Origin of the sequence: Flavobacterium fluviatile (assembly GCF_010645065.1) — a bacterium.
In the GTDB taxonomy this organism is placed as follows: Bacteria; Bacteroidota; Bacteroidia; order Flavobacteriales; family Flavobacteriaceae; genus Flavobacterium; species Flavobacterium fluviatile.
This window is the reverse complement of the sequence record NZ_JAADZW010000002.1, coordinates 425058-447248: the sequence shown is the minus strand read 5'-3', so window position 1 is coordinate 447248 and position 22191 is coordinate 425058. Positions and strand designations below refer to the sequence as shown.

The following is a 22191-nucleotide window of genomic DNA, read 5'->3' as shown; positions in this document are numbered from 1 at the left end:
TACAGAATTTATTTATTAATTTTACAGCTCCAAAAACAATGAACAATTCTAAAAAGGTAAAATTATGATTAAAGTATGTCTAGCAGACAACCACCCTGTGACTCACTTTGGCGTTAAGTCGTATTTTAAAGACCATGACCAAATTTCAATTGTCGCCAACGTAGGTAATTTTTCAATGGTAAGAGACATTCTTCAGACGAAGGAGATCGACATCTTAATTCTGGATCTGGAATTAGAAGGTCTTTCAAGTATCTTTGAAGTAAAGTCAATTCTGAAAAATTTTCCAAAAACGAAAATTGTAATTTTCAGCGATCTTGCTGAGCAAATGTATGCACCTAACGCAATCAAAGCAGGTGTTTCCGGGTATGTGCACAAAACTGAAAAACTTGAAACATTAGGTATTTCAATTATTAAGGTACAGGAAGGGAAAGTTATCATTAATGAGACTGTACGTAAAAACATGGCATTAATTGCTAAACAAAGCAAAAGTGAACGTTTGTACAGAAAGCTTTCTAACCGTGAAATCGAAGTTCTGCGTTATTTAAGTGACGGAAAGAAAAACAATGAAATTTCTAAAATTTTAAACCTGAACGAAAAAACAATTAGTACTTATAAACTAAGACTATTGACTAAATTGAATGTAACCAATTTAGTTGACTTGGTTAATAAAGCTAAGACTTTAGAAATTATTTAATGGTATCTTGACATTACTCTTCCCAGTTTTTTTGAAAACGAATTAACTAAACCGGAGTAATCCATCACCAAAGACAAAAGCTCTGTATTATCTGAATTATCAGGTTGTATAGAGCTTTTTAATTCTTCAATAATTTTCCCAACCAAAAACCAACGCATAGACATCACTGTCTCGGTAACATATTGTGCTATAGTTTCGTGTTTACCTTTCGTAAAAATATTCTGCCCCTCCCAATTGTGCAGTGTTAACCTTTCATCTTCCATTAAAATATCTGTAACTTCCTGAGCAAATTCAGGCCGCAGACGCATTAAATATTGTTCCAGGCTGAATTTTTCATTTTGAAGATAAAAACCAATTAAGTCTGTAAAAATATCACGAAACAAATTATTTGACAGCTCTACTTCATCCTCCTGCAAACTCAAATAAATCCGCTGGAAAACTTTGTATTCTTTCTTTTCTGTTACCATTACAACTTGTCCTTCATCATTGTTTTTTAGAAGGACATCCTCAAATTCTTCTGTCTTATCGCCATAAAGCAATAAAATTTCAATTACTTTTCTTTCTAAGCGATATAAGATATCTACTTTTTCAGTTTGTTTCGGATATCCAAAGTCTCCTGGATAATCCTCCGGTGGCCCAACTCTGGGATCTTCCGGGTCTCCGCCGGAAAATTGAGCAGTTTTTGGATTTTGATTTCTAAAAACTTCAAATGGCTTTTGTTCCTGTTTGTGCCTTTTGTTGGCTTCTGCAATATCTTTCTGAATCAGCTGTGCAAGGGTACTTGTCAAAACCTGTTCAGAAATATCCATTATTCGGGCACATTCCTGAATATACACTTCACGCTGGATACGGTCCGGTATTTTAGAAATACTAGCGACCATATCACGAATCAGATCGGCTTTTTTTATCGGGTCGTTTTTTGCTTCGCCAATCAAAATCGAAGCCTTAAACTGTATAAAATCTTTGCTGTTGTTTTCTAAATAAGCAACTAAATCATCATGAGAATTTTTTCTTGCAAAACTATCAGGATCTTCACCGTCCGGAAAAGCACAAACCCTTACATTCATACCTTCTTCAAGTATTAAATCGATTCCCCGAATAGAAGCACGAAGTCCTGCAGCGTCGCCATCAAAAAGTACCGTGATGTTTCTTGTCAAACGATTAATAAGACGGATCTGATCTGGTGTCAGAGCTGTTCCGGATGAAGCCACAACATTCTCTATTCCGGCCTGGTTAAACTGAATCACATCTGTATAACCTTCAACCAGATAACAATTATTTTGTTTTGCAATTGACTGTTTGGCCTGAAAAATTCCGTAAAGTACTTTACTTTTATGGTAAATATCACTTTCCGGCGAATTCAGGTATTTGGCGGCTTTTTTATCATTTGTTAAGATACGTCCTCCAAAACCTAACACACGACCTGACATGCTTTGAATCGGGAACATCACACGGCCTTTAAAACGATCAAAAGGGCGATCTTCTCTGGCAATCGTTAAACCTGTACTTTCCAGAAACTCTAATTTATAACCTTTTCCGAGTGCCTCTTTTGTAAAAGCATCCCAGGTTTCAGGCGAATAACCTAAATTGAACTTTTTGATAGTTTCATTGCTAAAACCTCTTTCCTTAAAATAAGTTAAACCGATTGCTTTCCCTTCTTCGGAATTTAAAAGCGTATCATGAAAATATTTGGCTGCAAATTCAGAAACCAGATACATACTTTCGCGAACATCGGTTATCGCTTTTTCTGCTTCAGACTGCTCCGTTTCTTCAATCTCAATATTATACTTTCTGGCCAGGTATCGAATGGCTTCCGGATAAGTAAAATGCGAGTGTTCCATCAAAAAGGCAACAGAATTCCCCCCTTTTCCGGAACTGAAATCCTTCCAGATTCCTTTTGCAGGCGAAACCATGAACGACGGAGAGCGCTCATCTGAGAAAGGACTCAAACCTTTGAAATTGCTTCCTGCCCTTTTTAAATTCACAAAATCACCAATAACCTCCTCAACTCGGGCAGTTTCAAAAACAGCATCAATTGTACTTTGTGAAATCAAAACGTAAATATTATTTTAAAGTTGACAGCCTGTAAAAGTACAGAAATCCATGTTGAAATTCACAGATTTCACCTAAAAAAGCACGTCTTTCGACGCGCTTTTTTACTAATTAACAAAATGCATTTTTTTAATTAAAATCAAACCTTAATCCTAACGAAATATTATTCTCTTTAATTAGATTGTCCTGAAATAACGGGTTTAAATCGTACTTCATATACAAACTCAATTCTCTGTAACCTATGTAAGAACTCAATCCGTAAATAAAATTATTGACATTGTATTCGCCTTTTATCGTTGATTTATATTTTAAATCATCTTCTTCAAATTTTAAAATTTGTTTCGATTTTACATTGATTCCGGCATAACCCCCAACACCAAAACGGAAACTTTTATGCGTTCTGAAATAGGTATTTCCATTGTTCTCTTTAGGCTTGGTAAAATCAAATTCTAAATGAACCGGCAACACCAAATATACATTTCTAAAACGAGACTCTTTTAAATTAACAGGATTGGTAATTAAATCAGTCTGATCACCATTTACGACAAAACTACGGTTATCTGTTGGACGAATATTATTGTACATTAAAGATAATCCGTATTTGGCATGCAATAAATTATCGTTTTTCATTAATCTGGAATTATAGGTAAAACCCCATTCGTAAAAATGTGACCCCATGAATTTATAGTTTGAATCCTGGAGTTTACCATCTGCCATCATATTATTAAGCCCCATTGCAAAAACAAATTGTGAAGTGGTTCTTTTTTCTCCACGAATCGAATCTCTTCTTTTTCTGTTAGAGTCGTTCCAGTTTTTATCATTCCAATGAATAATCAAAGTATGTTTTTTTATCGAATCTTTTTCTTTGATTTTCCCATCTACTTTTTGCTGCACTAAGTTGTTCAATTCATTTTGAGCCACAGTAATTTTCTCTTCCATAATTACTGCCCGCGCTTCTGCTAATTCTTTTTTGCGTCTATCTGCTTGTTCCTTGGTAATTTTACCTTCAGATAATTGCACGTTAACTGCTTCAACTTCTTCTTTTAAAGCTGCTTTTTCTTCTTTTGTTATTTTCTCGATTTTATTAGCGATTTTTTTTGCTTGCGATTCAAATGTTTCCTGTCCGAGTACCTTACTGACAAATAAAAAAATTAGGATAACGAGGTAAATGGTAAAATTTTTCATGATTGATTTTTTTAAAATTTGATTGATGATGATTATTGATAGTTATTATTTATTGCTTTTGATATTGTTATTGAACTTGACATTGAAATTTATTCCTGCTGATTTCTGCTGGCCACAGCATTTTTTACTGTCTGGTAATTTTTATTGACTTTTGAAATTACTTTTTCCCTAAACGAAAGTTCTAATTCGCCATCGACCTGATTGAGTAAATCATTGGCATTGACTTTTATTTTTGATTTTGGCTTAGCCGAATTTTCTGCAATAACTTTATTTTCTGCCGTTTCTAACAACTGATCGACAGTTAGTTTTTTAGTGTTTTCGGCAATTACAGTTTGATTGTTGATTGATTGTTTTTCCTGATTGTTTTTGATGATGACTGAAGACTCCATTATTTGATTTGATTCATTTTTAATGGTTTTATTTGAGATTTGATTATGATTCTTTTCTTCCATAAGTAAATTTTCCTTCGAAGGATTTTCTGTGACAGCTATTTCAGTTTTTACTGAATTTCCATTATTCAAAACCGGCTTTTCAACCGAATCTTTTTTAGTATTTTCTTCAAAAACAACTTTCTCTTGTCTTTGAGTTGTACTTTTATTTTGATTAAAAAAGAAAGTTCCAACCAATAAAAATCCAACGACACTCGCTGCTATATAAAGCCATTTTCTTTTTGACTTTTTCTTTGGTCTTTCTTCTGCTGCACTCAACATCGCATCTAATCGATCCCAGGATTTATTGTCTGGTTCAATGGTACGCTGGTTTAGTTTTTCACGGAAATCCTTTTCAAAATTATTCGGTTCCATTTTCTTGTTTTTTTAAAATAGTAATTTGTGTTTGCAGCATTTTTCTGGCGTGCGATAATTGCGATTTTGATGTTCCTTCATTTATTCCTAACATCTTTGCAATTTCATTGTGTTTGTAACCTTCGATCGCATATAAATTGAAGACCATTTTGTATCCATCGGGCAAAGCATCAATTAAATACTGAATCTGCTCTACGGTAAACTGACTGTCGATTTCATTAAAACTCTCTTCTGTAAAAAATTCATCTTCTGCAAATTTTACTTTTTTTTGGACTCTTAAATACGAAATACATTCGTTAACCATAATCCTGCGAATCCAGCCTTCAAAACTTCCTTTGTGTTCAAAGTTATTCAGATTTGTAAAAACCTTCATAAAAGCGGTTATCATTACATCTTCTGCCAACTGAATGTCTTTTATATACTGTCGGCAAACACTTAACATTTTCGAAGAATACTTACCGTAAATCTGCTGCTGTGCCTGCCGATTATTTTCGACCGCCAGTTTTATGATTTTGGTTTCTTCCTGATGTAACTGAATAATTTTCATTAATAAGCGTTCCGATTTTGTTTTACTAACAGACTTCTATTAGCATAGACGAGATAAGTTTTGAAATGGTTGCATGAGGGGTGAAAAAAAATCCAAAAATTTAAATTCCAAATTCCAACCAATAGAATATTAAACTGATTTACAACAAAGTAAATCAATTATCTAATTTTCTAATTGACAAATTATCTAATTATTTCTTCCTCTCAATAACGTAATTCACCATCAAAGTAAGTGCATCCTTGAATTCAGAATCCGGGTAATTTTTTAAAAGAGAAAGTGCTTCCTGCTGGAATTCGACCATTTTGTTTTCGGCGTAAGCCAGACCATTATTATTTTTCACAAAAGCAATCACTTCTTTTACACGTTTTTTGTCTTTGTTGTGGTTTTTGATGGAGTTTATTAACCACTTTTTTTCTTGTGGAGTACAAGTATTTAAAACGTAAATTAAAGGCAGGGTCATTTTTTGCTCTTTAATATCGATTCCGGTTGGTTTTCCGATAGCTTCTTCGCTGTAATCGAATAAGTCGTCTTTGATCTGAAAAGCCATTCCGATCAACTCTCCGAATTTGCGCATGTTTTCAACCTGAAGATCATCTTCGATTACCGATCTTGCACCAAGCGCACAACAGGCAGCAATAAGGGTTGCGGTTTTCTTTCGGATGATTTCGTAGTAAACCTCTTCGGTGATATCAAGTCTTCTTGCTTTTTCGATCTGAAGTAATTCTCCTTCGCTCATTTCGCGTACAGCGACCGAAATAATTTTCAAAAGATCAAAATCACCATTGTCGATGGAAAGCAATAATCCTTTTGAAAGTAAATAATCACCAACTAAAACGGCTATTTTATTTTTCCAAAGTGCGTTTATGGAGAAAAATCCACGGCGTCGGTTACTGTCGTCAACGACATCGTCATGAACTAAAGTTGCCGTATGAATCAATTCGATAACCGAAGCACCACGATAGGTTCTTTCGTTTACGAATCCTCCTGAAACCATTTTAGCCGTAAGAAAAACAAACATCGGTCGCATTTGTTTTCCCTTACGATTTACGATATAATAGGTAATTCTGTTTAGTAGCGCAACCTTCGAAGTCATGGATTCATGAAACTTTTTTTCAAAAAGTTCCATTTCATTAAAAATAGGCTGTTTTATTTGAGAAGTAATATTCATTTCGTTTTCAAATATACTATTTTAAATAAAAAAACGTTGTTTATTTTAAGTTAGTATATGAACATTTTATGTACTGATTCCAAAAAACACCAAAAAAACATCTAAAATCTAATACCTAATTTAAATTCATTAATTAAAAAGCAGAACTTAAATTATTTATTATGAAAACAAAATTTTTATCAATAGGAGCATGCATTGCACTGACTTTTTTCGCAGGTTGTAATTCTGATGAAAACACAAATAACACAACTCCTACAGCTATCTCTAATGATGAGATTATCACCAATTCAAAAATTGACGCCTCAATAGAAGACGTTACCAATATTGCCGAATATCAATTTACAGCACAACAAAACATAAATAACAAACCTGACGGAACTATTAAAAATTTCCTGCCAGGCTGTGCTGCGGTCACTACTGTTTTGACCAACAATACATGGACAAGTACAGTTGATTTTGGAACGGAAGGCTGTACTCTTGAAAACGGAAATTCAGTAAGAGGAAAAATGGTTATTTCTTTTTCTAATGATTTTTCATCTTCTACACAAACAATCAGCTATACTTTTGAGGGATTTTATCATAATGGAAGAAAACTTCAGGGGAGCAAGAGCATTGTGAGAACCAGAAAAGCTACCAATTTACAATCGGAAATACATCCGGTTTTAACTGCAGCTATTGATATGACTATTACTTTTGAAGACGGAAAAGTTTATACCAGAAAAGGAACTCTGGTAAAAGAAACCATTGCAGGTTATGACACCTGGTTTAACTGGGAAGATAATGTTACTGTTGTAACCGGAAGCGGAACAACAACGTTCCCAAATGGTGCTACTTTTTCAACAGAGATTACAACTCCTTTAGAGTTTAATGCTACCTGCAAACAACCATTTGCTTTAAAAGGAACTCTTTCGATAACAAAAAATGAAACAATTGCTCTTGTTGATTATGGAAATGGCGATTGCAACACGCTTGTAAATGTTACGAAAGACGGAGTTACAGTCGAGATAGATTTGAAAAAATAACCTTTTTTGCCCAAAAAGAAAAAGCATTAAAAACAAGTACTAATCTTGTTCTTAATGCTTTTTTATTTTCATAAAGTTAGCCCTCTTTATTCGCTAATTGTCCGCAGGCAGCATCGATATCTTTTCCACGGCTGCGGCGTACTTTTACTACTACTCCAATGTTATCCAGTGCTTTTATGTAAGCCATAATTGACTCTTCTGAAGCCTGTTGAAACTCACCGTCATCGATTGGGTTGTACTCTATTAAATTTACTTTGCAAGGCACATATTTACAAAACTTAACCAGGGCATCAACTGAAGCTTTATTATCGTTGATCCCTTTCCAGACCACATATTCGTACGAAACTTTACTCTTAGTTTTTCTATACCAGTATTCCAGAGCTTCGCGTAAATCTTTTAACGGGAAATTTTTACTGAAAGGCATAATTCGCGCACGGACTTCATCAATTGCGGAATGCAGGGAAACCGCTAATTTAAATTTCACATCGTCATCTGCCATTTTTTTAATCATTTTCGGAATTCCTGAAGTAGAAACCATGATACGCTTTGGCGACATTCCCAAACCTTCTGGAGAAGTAATCATGTCAATTGCTTTAATGACATTGTTATAGTTCATCAGAGGTTCACCCATTCCCATAAAAACAATATTCGAAAGTGGATGATTATGATACAGACGACTTTCTTTATCAATTGCGACAACCTGATCGTAAATTTCACCTGGCTCCAGATTTCGCATACGTTTTAATCTGGCTGTTGCGCAAAAGTTGCAATCCAGACTGCAGCCTACCTGACTTGAAACACAGGCTGTCGTTCTGGTTTCAGTAGGAATCAAAACTGATTCTACCACCAAACCATCATGCAGACGAACGGCATTTTTTACGGTTCCGTCACAACTTCGCTGCATAGTATCAACCTTAATATGATTGATTACAAAATTATTTTCAAGCATAGCCCTTGTAGCCTTTGCTACATTCGTCATGTCATCAAAACTATGTGCACCCTTGCTCCACAACCACTCATAAACCTGGTTTCCGCGAAAAGCTTTGTCATTATTTGCGACAAAAAACTCACGTAACTGATCTTTTGATAAGGCCCTTATGTCTTTTTTCTCGATTTGCATGGTGCAAAGTTACTAAGTATTTATGGAAACCTTTTCATTCTAAAAAAAATTACGCCTAATCTTTTAAAATTGTATTTTTGGCACAGGAATTGTCTTGCACTCAAACGGAAAATAATCTTACAATGAGCGCTTAATTTTAAAATTTGTACTTTTATTTTTTCAGCTTTAAACCTTTATATTTATCAATTTTAAAAAATTAATTAATCATGAAAAAACAAATTTTGAGCTTAGCAGTTATCGCTTTGTTAGCATTCGGAGTTCAGTCTTGCGGAGACAAAAAAGAAACAAAACCTGAAGATGAATTAACACTTGGAAACAGGGTTGATTCACTGACTACAGATATTGAAGAAGCAAAAGACAGCGCTGTTGTGAAAGCAGAAAATGCAGCTGAGAAAGCAAAAGCGGCGAGTGAGGAAGCAAAAGAAAAAACCAAAGAAACTATAGAAGATGTAAAAGATGCTACTAAAAAAGGCGCTGAAAAAGTAGAAGCTGCCGCTAAAGCTGCTAAAGACGGAACAGTAAAAACTGCAAAAGACGTAAATGAAGCGCTGAAAAAATAATTTCATTCAGAATTCAAAAAATTGAAACTATCCCTCTTTCGGATGGTTTTTTTATGCCAAAAAGTGAGCTTATATTTTGTATTTTTACAGCCAAATCTGAATACACTACAACATGCATTTTATTTCACAGGAACTTGAAGATTATATCGAACAGCATTCTGAAAAAGAACCGGAATTGTTAGCTAAGCTAAACAAAGAAACCTACCAGAAAATTCTTTTACCAAGAATGTTAAGCGGACATTTTCAGGGACGTGTCTTGAGTATGCTCTCTAAATTGATCCGACCGGTGAATATTTTGGAAATAGGGACTTATACGGGTTATGCTGCTTTGTGCTTATGCGAAGGAATGCAGGAAAACGGACAGCTTCATACTATTGACATCAAAGAGGAGCTTGTTGATTTTCAGCGTAAATATTTTGACGCATCGCCATGGGGAGCACAGATTTTTCAGCATTTAGGTGAAGCAGTTGATATTATACCGAATCTGGATATAAAATTTGATTTGGTTTTTATTGATGCTGACAAAGAAAACTACATCAATTACTGGGAAATGATTGTTCCTAAAATGAATAAAGGCGGAATCATTTTGTCTGATAATGTTTTGTGGAGTGGAAAAATCCTGGAACCGGTTCACCCTAATGACGTAAGTACCAAGATACTTTTAGAATACAATTTGCTTTTGAAAAATGATCCAAGAGTGGAAACGGTTTTATTACCAATTCGTGATGGATTAACAGTGAGCAGGGTTTTATAAATTTAAGTTGCTAAGGTTCTGAGCTGCTAAGTTGCTAAGGTTTTTCCTGCTTCTTTTATTTTACTTTAAAGCCAATATTATACATTATTTTTGGCTAAAGCCTATTGCTTTTCAAATCTGGTTACCTCCAGCTAAAGCAGGAGGCAATTCAAAATGAATAAAAATGACACAGAAAGACGAAATAAATTCTCAAGGTTTTACGATTATTGATAATATTTATAATGAAGATGAGATTCAAAAATTAATTTCTTTAATTGAAAAGACAACTGAAAATAATCCTGAAAACACTACTTTTAGAAAATCTCAGGGCTTGTTTGCCATCAGACAATTTCACAAAGAAATTCCTGAAATTTTACCTTTTATATTCAACCATAAATTACAGGAAATTATAGAAACTGCTTTTGGAAAAGGCTTTTTTATAACCAAATCCATATATTTTGATAAACCAGAAAAGTCAAATTGGTTTGTAGCCTATCATCAGGATTTGACTATTTCTGTCGATAAGAAAATTGAGGTTGAGAATTTCGAAAACTGGACTGTTAAGCAAAATCAGTTTGCGGTTCAGCCACCTGTAACAATTCTGGAAAACAATTTCACCATCAGAATTCATATTGATAAAACTACAAAAGATAATGGCGCTTTGAAAGTAATCAATAACTCACACTCAAAAGGAATTCTGAGAATCGAGAAACTTGATTTCGAAAATGAAAAGGAAACCATCTGCGAAGTTGAAAAAGGCGGTATTATGATTATGAAACCTTTGTTGTTTCATGCTTCAAACAAAACTACAAACAACGAAAGACGTCGGGTAATTCATATCGAATTCAGCAAAGAGGAACTTCCGGAGGGATTAGAGTGGAGTGAGAAAACTGTTCTTTTTAACTAATAATTTCTTTTGAAAACGAGTGCCCTAGCCCGGATGGAAGCGGCATCTTTTTGTGCCGGGCTTCGGCACAAAAAATATAGCGAACAGCCGGAATAGCTCCTCCCTTCGACTACGCTCAGGATGACAAAAAGTATTATCCCGGAAAATATTTTGGCTTTAAATTTTGATATACTCTGAACATCAAAAATCCGAAAAGAGCTCCGAAGAAATAACCTGTAAGAATATCTCCCGGATAATGCAAACCTAAATAAATTCGGCTATAAGCGAAGATTAACGGCCATAAAAACAGAAATCCAAGGTATTTGAAATGGCGCTTTAGGACGAAAAATAAAAATGTTGCCACAGCCATTGTATTAGCAGCATGGCCAGAGAAAAAGCTATAGGATTTACGGGATTGTACTACTCTGATTATCGTATTGATTTCGGGATTGTTACAAGGTCGTAAGCGCTGAAAAGTATTCTTGAAAAGATTGGTTGTCTGATCTGTAAAAGCGATCAAAACTGCTATAAAAAGCAATAAGTATAAGGTTTGTTTTCCTCCAATTTTTCTGTAAATAAGATAGAACATTAATAAAAAAACAGGAGTCCAGTATAATTGCTTTGTGATTATTAGCCAAAGCGGATCGAATGTTTCAGAACCTAAACTGTTAAGATACACAAATAAACGGGTATCTATTTCCTGTATTTTTTCCAGCATATTATCTTTGGCGTTTTATAGGTCCTGAGATGGAGTCAATATCTTCTTTTACTTTGTCAATTTCTTTTGCTGTATCTCCTAAAAAGCTTCCCGAATCTCCCAGAAGATTGGTTTTTGCATCATTAATCTGAGCGTTAATATCGCCCGTTATGTTGGTCAGGGATTTTGTATCAAAACCATTTTCCTCTGCCCCTTTTTGAATTTCGTTTTTAATGTCATTCGTTGCATTTTTTAACTGCGCCATCGCTTTACCCATTGTACGGGCAATTTCTGGCACTTTATCTGAGCCAAAAAGCATTAGTACTATAAATAGTATAAAAACTAATTCTCCTCCTCCTATACCAAACATAACTTATATTTTTGTGTGCGACAAATATATTAAATTTTAAAGCGGTGTGTTCTAAAAAATAACTTAAAAAAAAGACTCTTTTTCAGAGCCTTTCTAATTTTTTATTTAATCAAACTTGGACTTTTCTTCGGCTTTTGGCCATGAATTATTGGTTACGTCGATGTCTGCAGTGAGTAATTTTGGATCTATCTGGATACTTTTAATTCTCTTTTCAGTTGCATACACTTTTTTTGCTGACTCATTACCTTTTCGCCAGATTTGCGCAGGATAGTGATAATTATCTTTTGTACCGTCTTCATAAGTGATTTCAACCAAAATTGGCATAATCATCCCGCCTGGTTTATTGAATTCTACTTCGTAGAAATATTTAGGTGATTTGATGCTCGCTTTTTCTTCAGCGGTAAAAGTCTGATTTACATAATCAGCTAAAGTCTTAAAATCATCAACTTTTAGAGCTTTTTTCTTAGCAGTATCTACTTCAGTATTATCACCTGACACTAAATAAACAAATGGTCCTTTTTCGTAACCGAATCGTCCTTTCCTAACTTTGACGTTTTTGATATCTGTTGTAGGAGTTTCAGAAACGTAAAATTGCTTTACATCCTTGATTCCGATATCTACGAAATCTGTTGAATAAAACCAACCTCTCCAAAACCAGTCCAAATCAACGGCAGAAGCATCTTCCATAGTCCTGAAGAAATCTTCGGGCGTTGGATGTTTGAACTTCCATCTGTTGGCATAGGTTTTAAAAGCATAATCAAACAGCTCTCTTCCCATTACTACTTCTCTCAGGATATTAAGTCCTGTTGCGGGTTTTCCGTATGCATTATTCCCGAATTGATGAATGGTTTCAGAATTCGACATAATGGGTTCCAAAAATTTCTGGTCTCCGCTCATGTACGGCACAATATTTTTTGCAGGTCCGCGTCTGGAAGGGAATTTTGGATCCAGTTCCTGTTCTGCCAGATATTCTAAAAATGAATTTAAACCTTCGTCCATCCAGGTCCATTGACGCTCATCAGAATTTACAATCATCGGAAAGAAAGTGTGACCTACTTCGTGTATTATCACGCCAATCATTCCGTTTTTAACTTCTCTGCTAGTTACACCATTTTCGTCCGGACGCCCGTAATTCCAGCAAATCATCGGATATTCCATTCCCTGATCTTCAGCCGAAACCGAAACTGCTTTTGGATAAGGATAATCAAAAGTATGGGAAGAATAACTTTTTAAAGTATGTGCAACAACCATTGTAGAAGTTTCTCCCCAAAGCGGATTTGCTTCTTTCGGATAGACCGATTCTGCCATTACGGTTTTGTTACCAATTTTTACGGCCATTGCATCGTAAATGAATTTCCTCGAAGACGCAATTCCGAAATCACGTACGTTTTTCGCACTGAACTTCCATGTTTTTTTCTTTTCAGAAAAACCTTTTTCAGCTGCTTCTGCTTCCGCCTGAGTAACAATTACAACCGGTTTATCAAATGATTTTTGGGCCTGTTCGTAACGTTTTACCTGTTCAGGTGTAAAAACTTCACTTCTGTTTATTAATTCTCCTGTTGCATTTATAACGTGATCTGCAGGAACTGTAATGTTTACATCAAAATTTCCAAACGGTAAAGCAAATTCTCCGCTTCCCCAGAACTGCATATTCTGCCAGCCTTCCACGTCATTGTAAACTGCCATTCTAGGATAAAACTGCGCAATTACATACAATTTATTACCGTCTTTTTCAAACAATTCATAACCGGAACGTCCGCCTTCTTTTTGATAATTATTGATGTTGTACCACCATTTTATAGCCACCGAAATTTTCTCTCCGGATTTTAAAGGTTTGTCCAGATTGATGCGCATCATGGTTTCATTGATTGTATAAGACATAGGATTTCCTTTCGAATCTTTTACATATTCTATATTAAAACCACGCTCCAGGTTTTTTTTCAGATATTTATCAGAAAAAGTTCCTAATGGAAATACCTGATTAATTTTTTCTCCTTCTGCCAAAGTGGACTGTGTATTCGCTTTGGCCTGATTCTGATCCAGCTGAATCCATAAATAGTCTAAACTGTCAGGCGAGTTGTTGGAATACGTTATCGTTTCAGATCCGCTTAATTTTGAGTTTTTATCATCTAATTCTACATCAATCTTGTAATCTGCCTGCTGCTGATAATAAGCAGGACCGGGCGCTCCCGATGCTGTGCGGAACATATTTGGAGTAGCCATCAGATCATACATCTGGCTAAACTTGTTTGTATCATATTTTCCTTGTTGCTTAGGAGCAACATCCGTATTTTTCTCCTGAGCAAACAGCAGAGCAGGAAAAAGCAATAGTAATGAAATTCTTTTCATATACAGAATTTATTGTTTTTTTTTGATCATATGTAATTCGCATATCAAAATTGGTAGCTGCTACCAATTCCTGAATGATGCTCATTTCATAAATATTTTTTGGAATTTTTTGAAGCTGTGAAAATAGCAATAAAAATAACAATCTTATCAGGTTCATTAATACTTTAACACTTCTTTACTTGAAGATTCTGTAAAAAGAACGGTCCTTTTAGTGTCATATGCTGAAATATGTGTAATATTTTGCTGCTCTGCATTCCAGTCTGTCAAGATAGTGTTCGTAATTTCTAAAGTTTTGAATTTTTCAACAGTTGTAATTCTGGAGTAACAAACTAAAACATCACCTGCTTCGAGTTCTTTGGATAAAAAAGTAATGTTTTTTGGCTTACCGTTTATTTTAATACTGAAATTTTCTGAAAGGTATTTTTTCAGCAAATCAATATCAGTACGGGTTTCTTTTTCAGTTCCGATAAATGTTTTTTTATGGTATTTTTTTTCGATTCCGTTATTCAGGTCATCAACAAAGATCCTTGAAGTTATCTGGATCATTTTCTTTTCAGCAGCATAATTCACCTGAAAAATCCCTACGTAGAATTTATGGAACGCAAAAGACGATAAGGATAAAAATAATATACCGATTAAAGCATATATTACATTTTTTTTCATTTTTGGCTTACTTCAGCATTCTTAAAATCTTTGTTTTTATTGATCATAAAATCTATAAGTTCAAATTTTTGATCCTCTTTTAAATGTTTTTTTGATTCAGCATCATTAGAGCAGTACATTAAAAACAAATCAATTTCATCTTCTCTCAGCCCTAATGTTTTGGTGTAAAAATCCTTCGTAAAATTATCTTTTGCATATTCAACAAAAGCGATATCACTGATTACTTCTTCTTCAATCTCTTTATCTTTACGAAGCAGTTTTTTCACATCTTTAAAAATTCGGACAAAATCAGTTCCGTATTTGATAGTCTGATCAGAATACATGACCTTATTTTCTGGAGACGAAAGTTTATCATCTTCAAACTGCATATCAACAATACCCTGAGAACCGCCCTGCAATGATTTTACTTTCAATTCTTTATGAACCAAAACCTCTTTCAATTCAACATTCACTAAATCTAAACGCACTATAAAAAGTGGTTCTGCACAATCTTTTTCTGTCAGTACAATTTTTTTGGACTGAAATGCCATCCCTGTAAACAACAAAGTATCTTTAGGCCTTGCCATAATATCAAACAATCCATTTGCTCCAACAAATGTTCTGGTATTGGCATTTATGTTCATCACATTACCCGTTTCGATAGGTATAGAACTATTAGTTACCTGACCGTGTAAAGACTTTCTCGAATTAGTTTGTCCAATCATCAATTGACAAAACATACACACTACTAATATTCCGAATTTATTTTTCATGTTCTATAATTGTTAGATATTCCTGTGCCAGACCAGTTATCAAAAACATACTCATGGTTTTGTTCTTTGTATTCAAAGATACAGCAAATTCAGGATTATCCACGCAATAAAGCTGAAATCCTTTGATATGTTCTGAGGGAATTTTAAGACGATCTGTATAATAGTTTTCCTCGAAAAGATATTCTAACTTTCTAAAAAGAGCTTCTTTCTTCTCAATTTTGACCTCCTTTTTCAGCATCGAAGTTCTTCCCGAAATTGAATTTAGTATTTTATCTACAGAAGTTGATGTTGCCGTGTAAACCTTTCGTTCAGCCGGAGTATACTTTTTTTGTCCTTGTGGAATAATCCCAAGGTTTTCTGCGGTAATATGAGCATTCTCATTTACAATTACTTCTTTAAGCTCAATTTCTTTTGCGGACATTTTTATCCGAAGTGAATTTGTTTCCAAATCTTCAATACTGATTCTCCGTTTCAGGGATTCCAGATTCACTGAAGAAAAAACCAAAACATCGCCTTCTTTTGCTACAATTGAAAACATTCCATTTTCATCTGAAACAGCTGTAACCTGGGTATTATTATTTATGATATTTACTCCATTCACAGGAGTAGACTGCTCCAAAATCTGCCCTAAGATTTCTTTACTGCCTGAAACCTGCCCAAAAGAAATCTGAACGACAAAAAGTACAATGCAATATAAAGTATTATTTAGTTTCACCTGCTATTATTTCTTTGTATTTCAACGCTAACTCACTTATCAAAAGAGTTAGTTTTGATTTATCCTTTTCCTCCAAAAGCATTCCTGCATATTGGCTTTCAACTATATAAAATTTAAATCCTCGAACATATTCTGATGGAATTTTCAAATAATCTATAAAATATGTGTCTTCAAAAAGATAACCCAATTTCTCAACATTCCTCTCTTTTTTTTCTACCTCAACATTTTTTTTTAATTTCTTAGTTCTGCCGTTAATTTTATTGATAATAGGGTCCACATCTAACGAACCTCCTAAAATACCCAAAAGATCAACAGGTTTGAAATCTCCAGCAGTTGCTAATTTTCGTTCTGCGGGTGTATATTTTTTTTGCCCTTTCGGAATAATTCCTAGATTTTCAGCTGTAATATTCGAATTTTCATTTACAATTACCTCTTTTAATTCATTGTTTTCCGCATTCATTTTTATCTGAAGTAAATTTGAAACCAAATCTTCTGCTGTAATTCGATGTTTTACAGCTTCCAGATTCATTGACGAAAAAACCAAAACATCCCCTTCTTTGACCGTAATAGAAAACTTTCCGTCAGCGTCAGAAATTGTTGCAATTTGAGTTGTGTTATTGATAATATTTACTTCTTCAATTAAATTGTCTTCTGCAACAATCTGCCCATGAATTTCCTTACTGCCGAATGATGTCTGTCCAAAAGAAATCTGAATAAACAAAAAGAGAGACAGAAAGGCTTTATTTGTTTTCACCTGCAATTATTTCTTTGTATTTAACTGCCAGCTCGCCTAGCAAAAATTCCGTCGCAGTTTTATTCTTAGAATTTAAAATTGCTGTAAACTTATCATTTTCTACAGCATAATATTCAAATCCTTTTACATATTCAACAGGAATCTTAAGCCTGTCTACAAAATGTTCCAGCGTAAACATTTTATCCAAAAGCTTCATAAAAAACTCTTTTTTCTCTACAGCAAGTTCCTTTTTCAGCATTGCAGTACGTCCTGAAAAAAAATTAAATATCGGATCTGCAGAAATAGAACCTCCAGCCATCATATTTTCAGTATTTGCAGTGGGGTCTAAAGCTGAAGCTGTATGCAATTTTCTCTCAGCGGGTGTATAGCTTTTTTGCCCGGAAGGAACAATACCCAAAGCCACAGCATTAATATTATCGTAACGCTTAATGATCACTTCTTGTAATTGATGCATCAGAAGGTTTAATTTTACAGTAAAATCGATATTTGAAAAATTTTCCGGTGTTAACAAAACTCTATTTTCCTTAAACTGAATGGATGAAAAAACAAGTGTATCACCGCTTTTGGCATTGATAGAAAAATATCCTTCAGATGTAGTAGTTGTCATTGCTTCAGTTTTTGAATTAACAACATACACCCCCTCCAAATCATTTGTGTTTGAAATAATTCTTCCTTTTAAAACAGTGCGTTCTAAGTCTTGAGACCAGCTAGCCTGAGACAGAAGCAATGTTAAAAAACAGATAATTTTGTTAATCAAAATATTAAAATTAGAATTATTCTTAAAATGTAAAAATATCCTAATGTGTTCTAAATTTAGTACTAATGGCTTGGTAAAAATATGTTAATTAAAATCAGCTTTTTAACAGCCGAAATAGTCATTTTTAATACCTTTAAAGCTGAAAAAAACATTTAGAATTTTATGAAAAACATTATTATTGCAAGCACTTCTACATTGCATGGCAGCAGTTATTTAGAATATCTGTTACCCGCCCTGCAATCGCATTTTAAAAACTGCAAAAGCATTTTATTCATACCTTATGCACGTCCGGGCGGAATATCCCATGACGAATACACTCAAAAAGTTGCTTTGGCATTTGAAACCATCAATATTTCAGTAAAAGGAATTCATGAATTTGAAAACCCTGAAACAGCCATAAAAAATGCCGAAGGAATATTTACCGGCGGAGGAAACACTTTCTTACTCGTTACTCAATTATACAGAAACAACCTCATGCAACTTCTTTCTGAAACAGTAAAAAACGGAACTCCATACTTAGGAACCAGTGCCGGAAGTAACATTTGCGGACTTTCAATGCAGACAACAAACGACATGCCTATCGTTTATCCTCCAAGCTTTCAGACTTTAGGGCTGATTTCTTTTAATCTGAATCCTCACTATCTGGATGCCGATTCTGAGTCCACCCACATGGGAGAAACACGCGAACAGCGCATACAGGAATTTCATGCCTTTAATACGATTCCGGTTTTGGGATTAAGAGAAGGAAGCTGGCTTGAAGTAAAAGGAGAAAAAATTACTTTGAAAGGAAATTTATCAGCACGATTATTTCGACAAAATCAGATTCCGGCAGAATTAGATCCTGAAAGTGATTTGAGTCATTTAAAGTAGTCATAAAAACAAAAAATCCTCAAACAAGATGTTTGAGGATTTTGAAGAGCGAAAGACGAGGCTCGAACTCGCGACAACCAGCTTGGAAGGCTGGAGCTCTACCAACTGAGCTACTTTCGCATTAACAGGGTGCAAATATAAATAATTAAATTGTTTTACAAAATAAAAAAATAAATTATTTAAATTTAAAATCTAAACCTAAGTTTCGATTAGAGCGAAAGACGAGGCTCGAACTCGCGACAACCAGCTTGGAAGGCTGGAGCTCTACCAACTGAGCTACTTTCGCATTACTGTGATGCAAATATAAAAAATAAGTAAGGTTTAAAACAAGCTTTTTCTGAAAAAAAATAAATTAAAAATCACTATTTTTAGTAATCTATTTAAAATTAAAATGTTATAGTTTTGTTTTTTTTATTCAGAACATGACATTAATTAAAGAAATATCCGCTAAAGAAACTTTTATTGTTAGACATCCTGTACTTCGAAAAGGAAAACCAGTGGAAACATGCGTTTTTGAGGGAGATGATTTAGAAACGACACATCATTTCGGATTATTTGACAATTCTGATTTAATAGGAATAATTTCGTTATTTATAAAAACCAATCCTATATTTGCACAAAATTTACAGGCACAGATTCGCGGCATGGCGATTTTAGAATCACACCAGAAGAAAGGTTTTGGTGAAGCATTGGTAAAATACTGCGAAGAATATTGTCTTGCAAATCAATTTGAGCTGATCTGGTTTAATGCAAGAGTATCTGCTGTTGGGTTTTATAAAAAAACAGGATATGAAACTATAGGAGATTCTTTTAACATTCCTGAAATCGGGGAACATTATTTAATGTACAAAAAACTAAAAAATGAATAAACTTTACTTTCTCCTGCTGCTTTGTATTTTCGTAAGCTGCAAAAAAGAAAATCAGGATACCCCTCAAATCCAAAAACCTTTACCTGCTATTGTGATTACCGATGCGAAGTCTGTTTCTATTGATACTGTTTTAATAAATAGTATCAAAAGCAAAACGCTTAAACAATTTTACCTTTCATCCGACAATAAAACAATCTGGGGAAACACTGCTAAAAGGTCTTACGTTTTAACTCAGCTAAAAAATGCAGAGGAATTAGGATTAAATCCAAATGATTACCGTGTTAAAAAAATGGAAAGTTTTGAAGCCCGATTCAATATCCTGAGCGACCGGGAGCTTGCCGAGTACGATTTGTTGCTGACACATAATTTTGAAAAGTACATTATTCATTTGTATGAAGGGAAATTAAATCCTAAATTTTTATACAGAAACTGGGCGCTTGAGGAAAAATCCCTTGATGTAAACAGCCATTTGGTAAAGAGTTTTATCCGTAACACATTAGATAGTCTGGTTGAGAATATCCAGCCGAAAACACAAACCTATAAACAATTATTAAAAGCTTTAAAACTCATCAACAATTTTCCTGAAGACAATATACAAACTATTGCATTTACTGAAAAAATAAAACTAAACGACACGAATCCGTCTTTAATAAATATCAAAAAAAGGCTTTTGTACTGGAACGACATGTCCGGAAGCGACGATCTTACAAAGATTTATGACCAAAAAACATTTGAATCAATCAAAAAATTCCAGTCCCGTCACGGATTACCCGCTGATGGTGTGATTGGAGCTAGTACAATTCATGCCTTAAACTTTTCAAAAGAAAAAAGAAAGCATCAAATTATTGTAAACTTAGAACGCTGGAGATGGTACCCAAATGAATTCGCAGAGAATTATTTCATAATAAATATACCTGATTTTAAATTACACGTTGTAGAAAATAATGATACTACAGCTGTCAGAAATGTCGTTGTTGGAACCAGCAAAAGAAGAACACCGGTTTTAACATCTACCCTTAAAAGTATTGTTTTCAACCCTACCTGGACCGTTCCTCCTACTATCTTAAAAGAAGACGTCGTTCCTGCTATGAAACATAATCGAAATTATTTAAAAAACAAAAATATCACCATTTATGATAGTGCCGGACACGAAGTCGACCCGGCAAACTGGAACATCAACAAACCACGCAGTTACAGGTATATCCAAAAACCGGGTTATTATAACTCCCTTGGATTAATTAAAATTATGTTTCCTAATAATTATAGTGTGTATCTGCACGACACCAATCACCGAAACTATTTTGAAAGAAGCAATCGCTCTTTAAGTTCCGGCTGTGTCCGCGTAGAGAATCCGCTGGAGCTGGCCCGGCATATTTTAGATGATTCTGAAAACTGGTCGAAAGATAAAATAGATACTATTATTGCCCATAAAAAAACTATCACCACTAAAATCACCAAAAAATACAAATTATACCAATGGTACTGGACAGCTTGGAGCGAAAAAAATCAATTGATTTTCAGATACGATGTCTATGATCTGGACGAAGATTTATATTCCAGATTAAGAAATTAGTTCTTTCTCCATATCAAAACTCCTTGACGGATGATAAATATACAAGCAAGATCTATTTTTTATAGTCTGAATGATATCATCTGTCAATTCAACCGGAATTGCAGGACAACCCTGGCTTCTTCCTAGTCTTTTGTGATTTCTGATAAATGACTCAGAAACATAATCGGCACCATGCATTACTACAGCTCTTTGGCGGGCATTGTCATTAACACCTTTTTCTAAACCGTCCAGACGTAAAGAAGCCCCATGCTTGCCCTGATAAATCTCTCCGGTAGCATAAAAGCCTAAACTGCTTTTAAAAGAGGAATTTATATTAGAAAAGGCAGAAGCGAATTCTTCTCCGGTATTTCTCCCATGCGCAACAAGGGACTGGAACAGAATAGTATTAGATGCCAAATCGATGACCCAAAGGCGTTTTAGATTTGATGACAAACTAAAATCAATTAAAGTCAGAATGTCTTTTTGAATGACTCCTTTTTCTTTCAACAAATAAAATCCTTTTAAAGCCTCAGAAAAAGTTCTCAGTTCAGGAAGAACAAAATTATTTGTGTTTAATGTGTTATAAATATTTTCAATTTTAGCATCAACAGTATTTTTTTCAACTTTAGCAATGCTATTGGCTGTTACGATCTTAGTATCAGCGATATTTTTAGAATCTGTACCAAATGACAAAAACAAAAATAAAATTGCGGGATAAATCTTATATATCATTGATTTCGTTTAGGTTATACTTCATTTGAGGTAGAACAAATGTAAAACTTATTTGTAATTATGTAACTTAATATCACTAAATTAGGTGATATTTATTCAAAATTTAACAATTAATCACAAAAGAAGTTAAGAAAAGTTAAACATTTTACTGATTTTTGCAGGAATTTATCCTCTTTTTTATAAATTATGTATTGGTATTAAGATCCACAATACATAAAATTTTTTTTTGAAGCAGTAACATTATATAATAAAGAAGTTTCAATAGTCAATTGTCAACCTATTTTTCAAAAGTTAAATTCAAAATCAGATTGAGTATGCATTAATTTTAAAAAATAAAGCAT

23 protein-coding genes and 2 tRNA genes are annotated in these 22191 nt (G+C 34.1%); 8 read left to right on the top strand and 17 right to left on the bottom strand.

Annotated elements, in window-relative coordinates; genetic code table 11:
• Positions 1-64 precede the first annotated feature (64 nt).
• The gene (locus tag GXM17_RS05370; protein ID WP_163398255.1) at positions 65-694 is read left to right on the top strand and encodes a response regulator transcription factor; all 630 of its coding nucleotides are present in this window, start codon (positions 65-67) and stop codon (positions 692-694) included.
• Here the strand turns inward: GXM17_RS05370 and dnaG are convergent.
• The 5 genes from dnaG to GXM17_RS05345 form a co-directional block, all read right to left on the bottom strand.
• The gene (dnaG, locus tag GXM17_RS05365; RefSeq protein ID WP_163398254.1) at positions 691-2748 is read right to left on the bottom strand and encodes a DNA primase; all 2058 of its coding nucleotides are present in this window, start codon (positions 2746-2748) and stop codon (positions 691-693) included. The genes GXM17_RS05370 and dnaG overlap by 4 nt on opposite strands.
• 127 nt (positions 2749-2875) lie before the next feature.
• A complete protein-coding gene (locus GXM17_RS05360) occupies positions 2876-3931 on the bottom strand; it encodes a hypothetical protein (protein ID WP_163398253.1) in 1056 nt (351 codons plus the stop codon).
• A gap of 89 nt (positions 3932-4020) precedes the next feature.
• Positions 4021-4734, bottom strand: a complete 714-nt coding sequence (locus tag GXM17_RS05355) for a hypothetical protein (protein ID WP_163398252.1) — start codon at positions 4732-4734, stop codon at positions 4021-4023.
• Positions 4721-5281 carry an RNA polymerase sigma factor gene (locus tag GXM17_RS05350; RefSeq protein ID WP_163398251.1) on the bottom strand — a complete coding sequence of 187 codons (561 nt, stop codon included), beginning with the start codon at positions 5279-5281 and terminating at the stop codon, positions 4721-4723. The genes GXM17_RS05355 and GXM17_RS05350 overlap by 14 nt, the downstream gene beginning before the upstream one ends.
• A gap of 190 nt (positions 5282-5471) precedes the next feature.
• Positions 5472-6449, bottom strand: coding sequence for a polyprenyl synthetase family protein (locus tag GXM17_RS05345; RefSeq protein ID WP_163398250.1), 978 nt, complete (start codon positions 6447-6449; stop codon positions 5472-5474).
• Between the two features lie 161 nt (positions 6450-6610).
• Here GXM17_RS05345 and GXM17_RS05340 point away from each other — a divergent pair, with 161 nt between their 5' ends.
• Entirely contained in the window at positions 6611-7471 is an 861-nt protein-coding gene (locus GXM17_RS05340) for a hypothetical protein (protein WP_163398249.1), read from the top strand.
• Positions 7472-7547: 76 nt separating this feature from the next.
• Here the strand turns inward: GXM17_RS05340 and rlmN are convergent, their stop codons facing one another.
• The gene (gene rlmN / locus GXM17_RS05335; RefSeq protein ID WP_163398248.1) at positions 7548-8591 is read right to left on the bottom strand and encodes a dual-specificity RNA methyltransferase RlmN; all 1044 of its coding nucleotides are present in this window, start codon (positions 8589-8591) and stop codon (positions 7548-7550) included.
• Between the two features lie 206 nt (positions 8592-8797).
• Here rlmN and GXM17_RS05330 point away from each other — a divergent pair, with 206 nt between their 5' ends.
• The 3 genes from GXM17_RS05330 (at position 8798) to GXM17_RS05320 (ending at position 10791) form a co-directional block, all read left to right on the top strand.
• Positions 8798-9151: a hypothetical protein gene (locus GXM17_RS05330; protein ID WP_163398247.1), complete on the top strand. Its 354-nt coding sequence runs from the start codon at positions 8798-8800 to the stop codon at positions 9149-9151.
• A gap of 112 nt (positions 9152-9263) precedes the next feature.
• The gene (locus GXM17_RS05325) at positions 9264-9905 is read left to right on the top strand and encodes an O-methyltransferase (protein ID WP_163398246.1); all 642 of its coding nucleotides are present in this window, start codon (positions 9264-9266) and stop codon (positions 9903-9905) included.
• 163 nt (positions 9906-10068) lie between these two features.
• Positions 10069-10791: a phytanoyl-CoA dioxygenase family protein gene (locus GXM17_RS05320; RefSeq protein WP_163398245.1), complete on the top strand. Its 723-nt coding sequence runs from the start codon at positions 10069-10071 to the stop codon at positions 10789-10791.
• A 133-nt stretch (positions 10792-10924) separates the two neighbouring features.
• On the opposite strand, the gene GXM17_RS05315 is transcribed toward GXM17_RS05320, so the two are convergent.
• The 8 genes from GXM17_RS05315 to GXM17_RS05280 all read right to left on the bottom strand — a co-directional run bounded on the left by GXM17_RS05315 (position 10925) and on the right by GXM17_RS05280 (position 17827).
• Complete coding sequence (locus GXM17_RS05315) at positions 10925-11488, bottom strand: phosphatase PAP2 family protein (protein ID WP_163398244.1); 564 nt, start codon at positions 11486-11488, stop codon at positions 10925-10927.
• A gap of 1 nt (position 11489) precedes the next feature.
• Positions 11490-11837, bottom strand: coding sequence for a Sec-independent protein translocase subunit TatA/TatB (locus tag GXM17_RS05310; protein WP_163398243.1), 348 nt, complete (start codon positions 11835-11837; stop codon positions 11490-11492).
• 105 nt (positions 11838-11942) lie between these two features.
• A complete protein-coding gene (locus GXM17_RS05305; RefSeq protein WP_163398242.1) occupies positions 11943-14186 on the bottom strand; it encodes a M1 family metallopeptidase in 2244 nt (747 codons plus the stop codon).
• A gap of 156 nt (positions 14187-14342) precedes the next feature.
• Positions 14343-14849, bottom strand: a complete 507-nt coding sequence (locus tag GXM17_RS05300) for a DUF6702 family protein (protein ID WP_163398241.1) — start codon at positions 14847-14849, stop codon at positions 14343-14345.
• On the bottom strand, positions 14846-15601 hold the full coding sequence (bamP, locus tag GXM17_RS05295) for a BamP family beta-barrel-assembly machinery protein (RefSeq protein WP_163398240.1): 756 nt from the start codon (positions 15599-15601) through the stop codon (positions 14846-14848). Before bamP ends, GXM17_RS05300 begins: the two co-directional genes overlap by 4 nt.
• Positions 15591-16316, bottom strand: coding sequence for a carboxypeptidase-like regulatory domain-containing protein (locus tag GXM17_RS05290; protein WP_163398239.1), 726 nt, complete (start codon positions 16314-16316; stop codon positions 15591-15593). Before GXM17_RS05290 ends, bamP begins: the two co-directional genes overlap by 11 nt.
• The gene (locus GXM17_RS05285) at positions 16303-17070 is read right to left on the bottom strand and encodes a carboxypeptidase-like regulatory domain-containing protein (protein ID WP_244307340.1); all 768 of its coding nucleotides are present in this window, start codon (positions 17068-17070) and stop codon (positions 16303-16305) included. Before GXM17_RS05285 ends, GXM17_RS05290 begins: the two co-directional genes overlap by 14 nt.
• Positions 17057-17827 (bottom strand): carboxypeptidase-like regulatory domain-containing protein, encoded by a 771-nt coding sequence (locus tag GXM17_RS05280; RefSeq protein ID WP_163398238.1) that lies wholly within the window; start codon positions 17825-17827, stop codon positions 17057-17059. Before GXM17_RS05280 ends, GXM17_RS05285 begins: the two co-directional genes overlap by 14 nt.
• Before the next feature lie 162 nt (positions 17828-17989).
• On the opposite strand from GXM17_RS05280, the gene pepE reads away from it, so the two are divergent.
• Positions 17990-18697, top strand: a complete 708-nt coding sequence (gene pepE / locus GXM17_RS05275) for a dipeptidase PepE (RefSeq protein ID WP_163398237.1) — start codon at positions 17990-17992, stop codon at positions 18695-18697.
• 47 nt (positions 18698-18744) lie between these two features.
• On the opposite strand, the gene GXM17_RS05270 is transcribed toward pepE, so the two are convergent.
• Positions 18745-18817: transfer RNA gene (locus GXM17_RS05270), tRNA-Gly, on the bottom strand.
• 93 nt (positions 18818-18910) lie between these two features.
• A tRNA-Gly gene (locus tag GXM17_RS05265) sits at positions 18911-18983 on the bottom strand.
• Between the two features lie 136 nt (positions 18984-19119).
• Here GXM17_RS05265 and GXM17_RS05260 point away from each other — a divergent pair.
• Positions 19120-19566 (top strand): GNAT family N-acetyltransferase, encoded by a 447-nt coding sequence (locus tag GXM17_RS05260; RefSeq protein ID WP_163398236.1) that lies wholly within the window; start codon positions 19120-19122, stop codon positions 19564-19566.
• Positions 19559-21139 (top strand): L,D-transpeptidase family protein, encoded by a 1581-nt coding sequence (locus GXM17_RS05255; RefSeq protein ID WP_163398235.1) that lies wholly within the window; start codon positions 19559-19561, stop codon positions 21137-21139. Before GXM17_RS05260 ends, GXM17_RS05255 begins: the two co-directional genes overlap by 8 nt.
• Here the strand turns inward: GXM17_RS05255 and GXM17_RS05250 are convergent.
• Positions 21128-21850 (bottom strand): murein L,D-transpeptidase catalytic domain family protein, encoded by a 723-nt coding sequence (locus tag GXM17_RS05250; RefSeq protein ID WP_163398234.1) that lies wholly within the window; start codon positions 21848-21850, stop codon positions 21128-21130. The two genes, GXM17_RS05255 and GXM17_RS05250, sit on opposite strands and share 12 nt — an antisense overlap.
• Between the last annotated feature and the right edge of the window lie 341 nt (positions 21851-22191).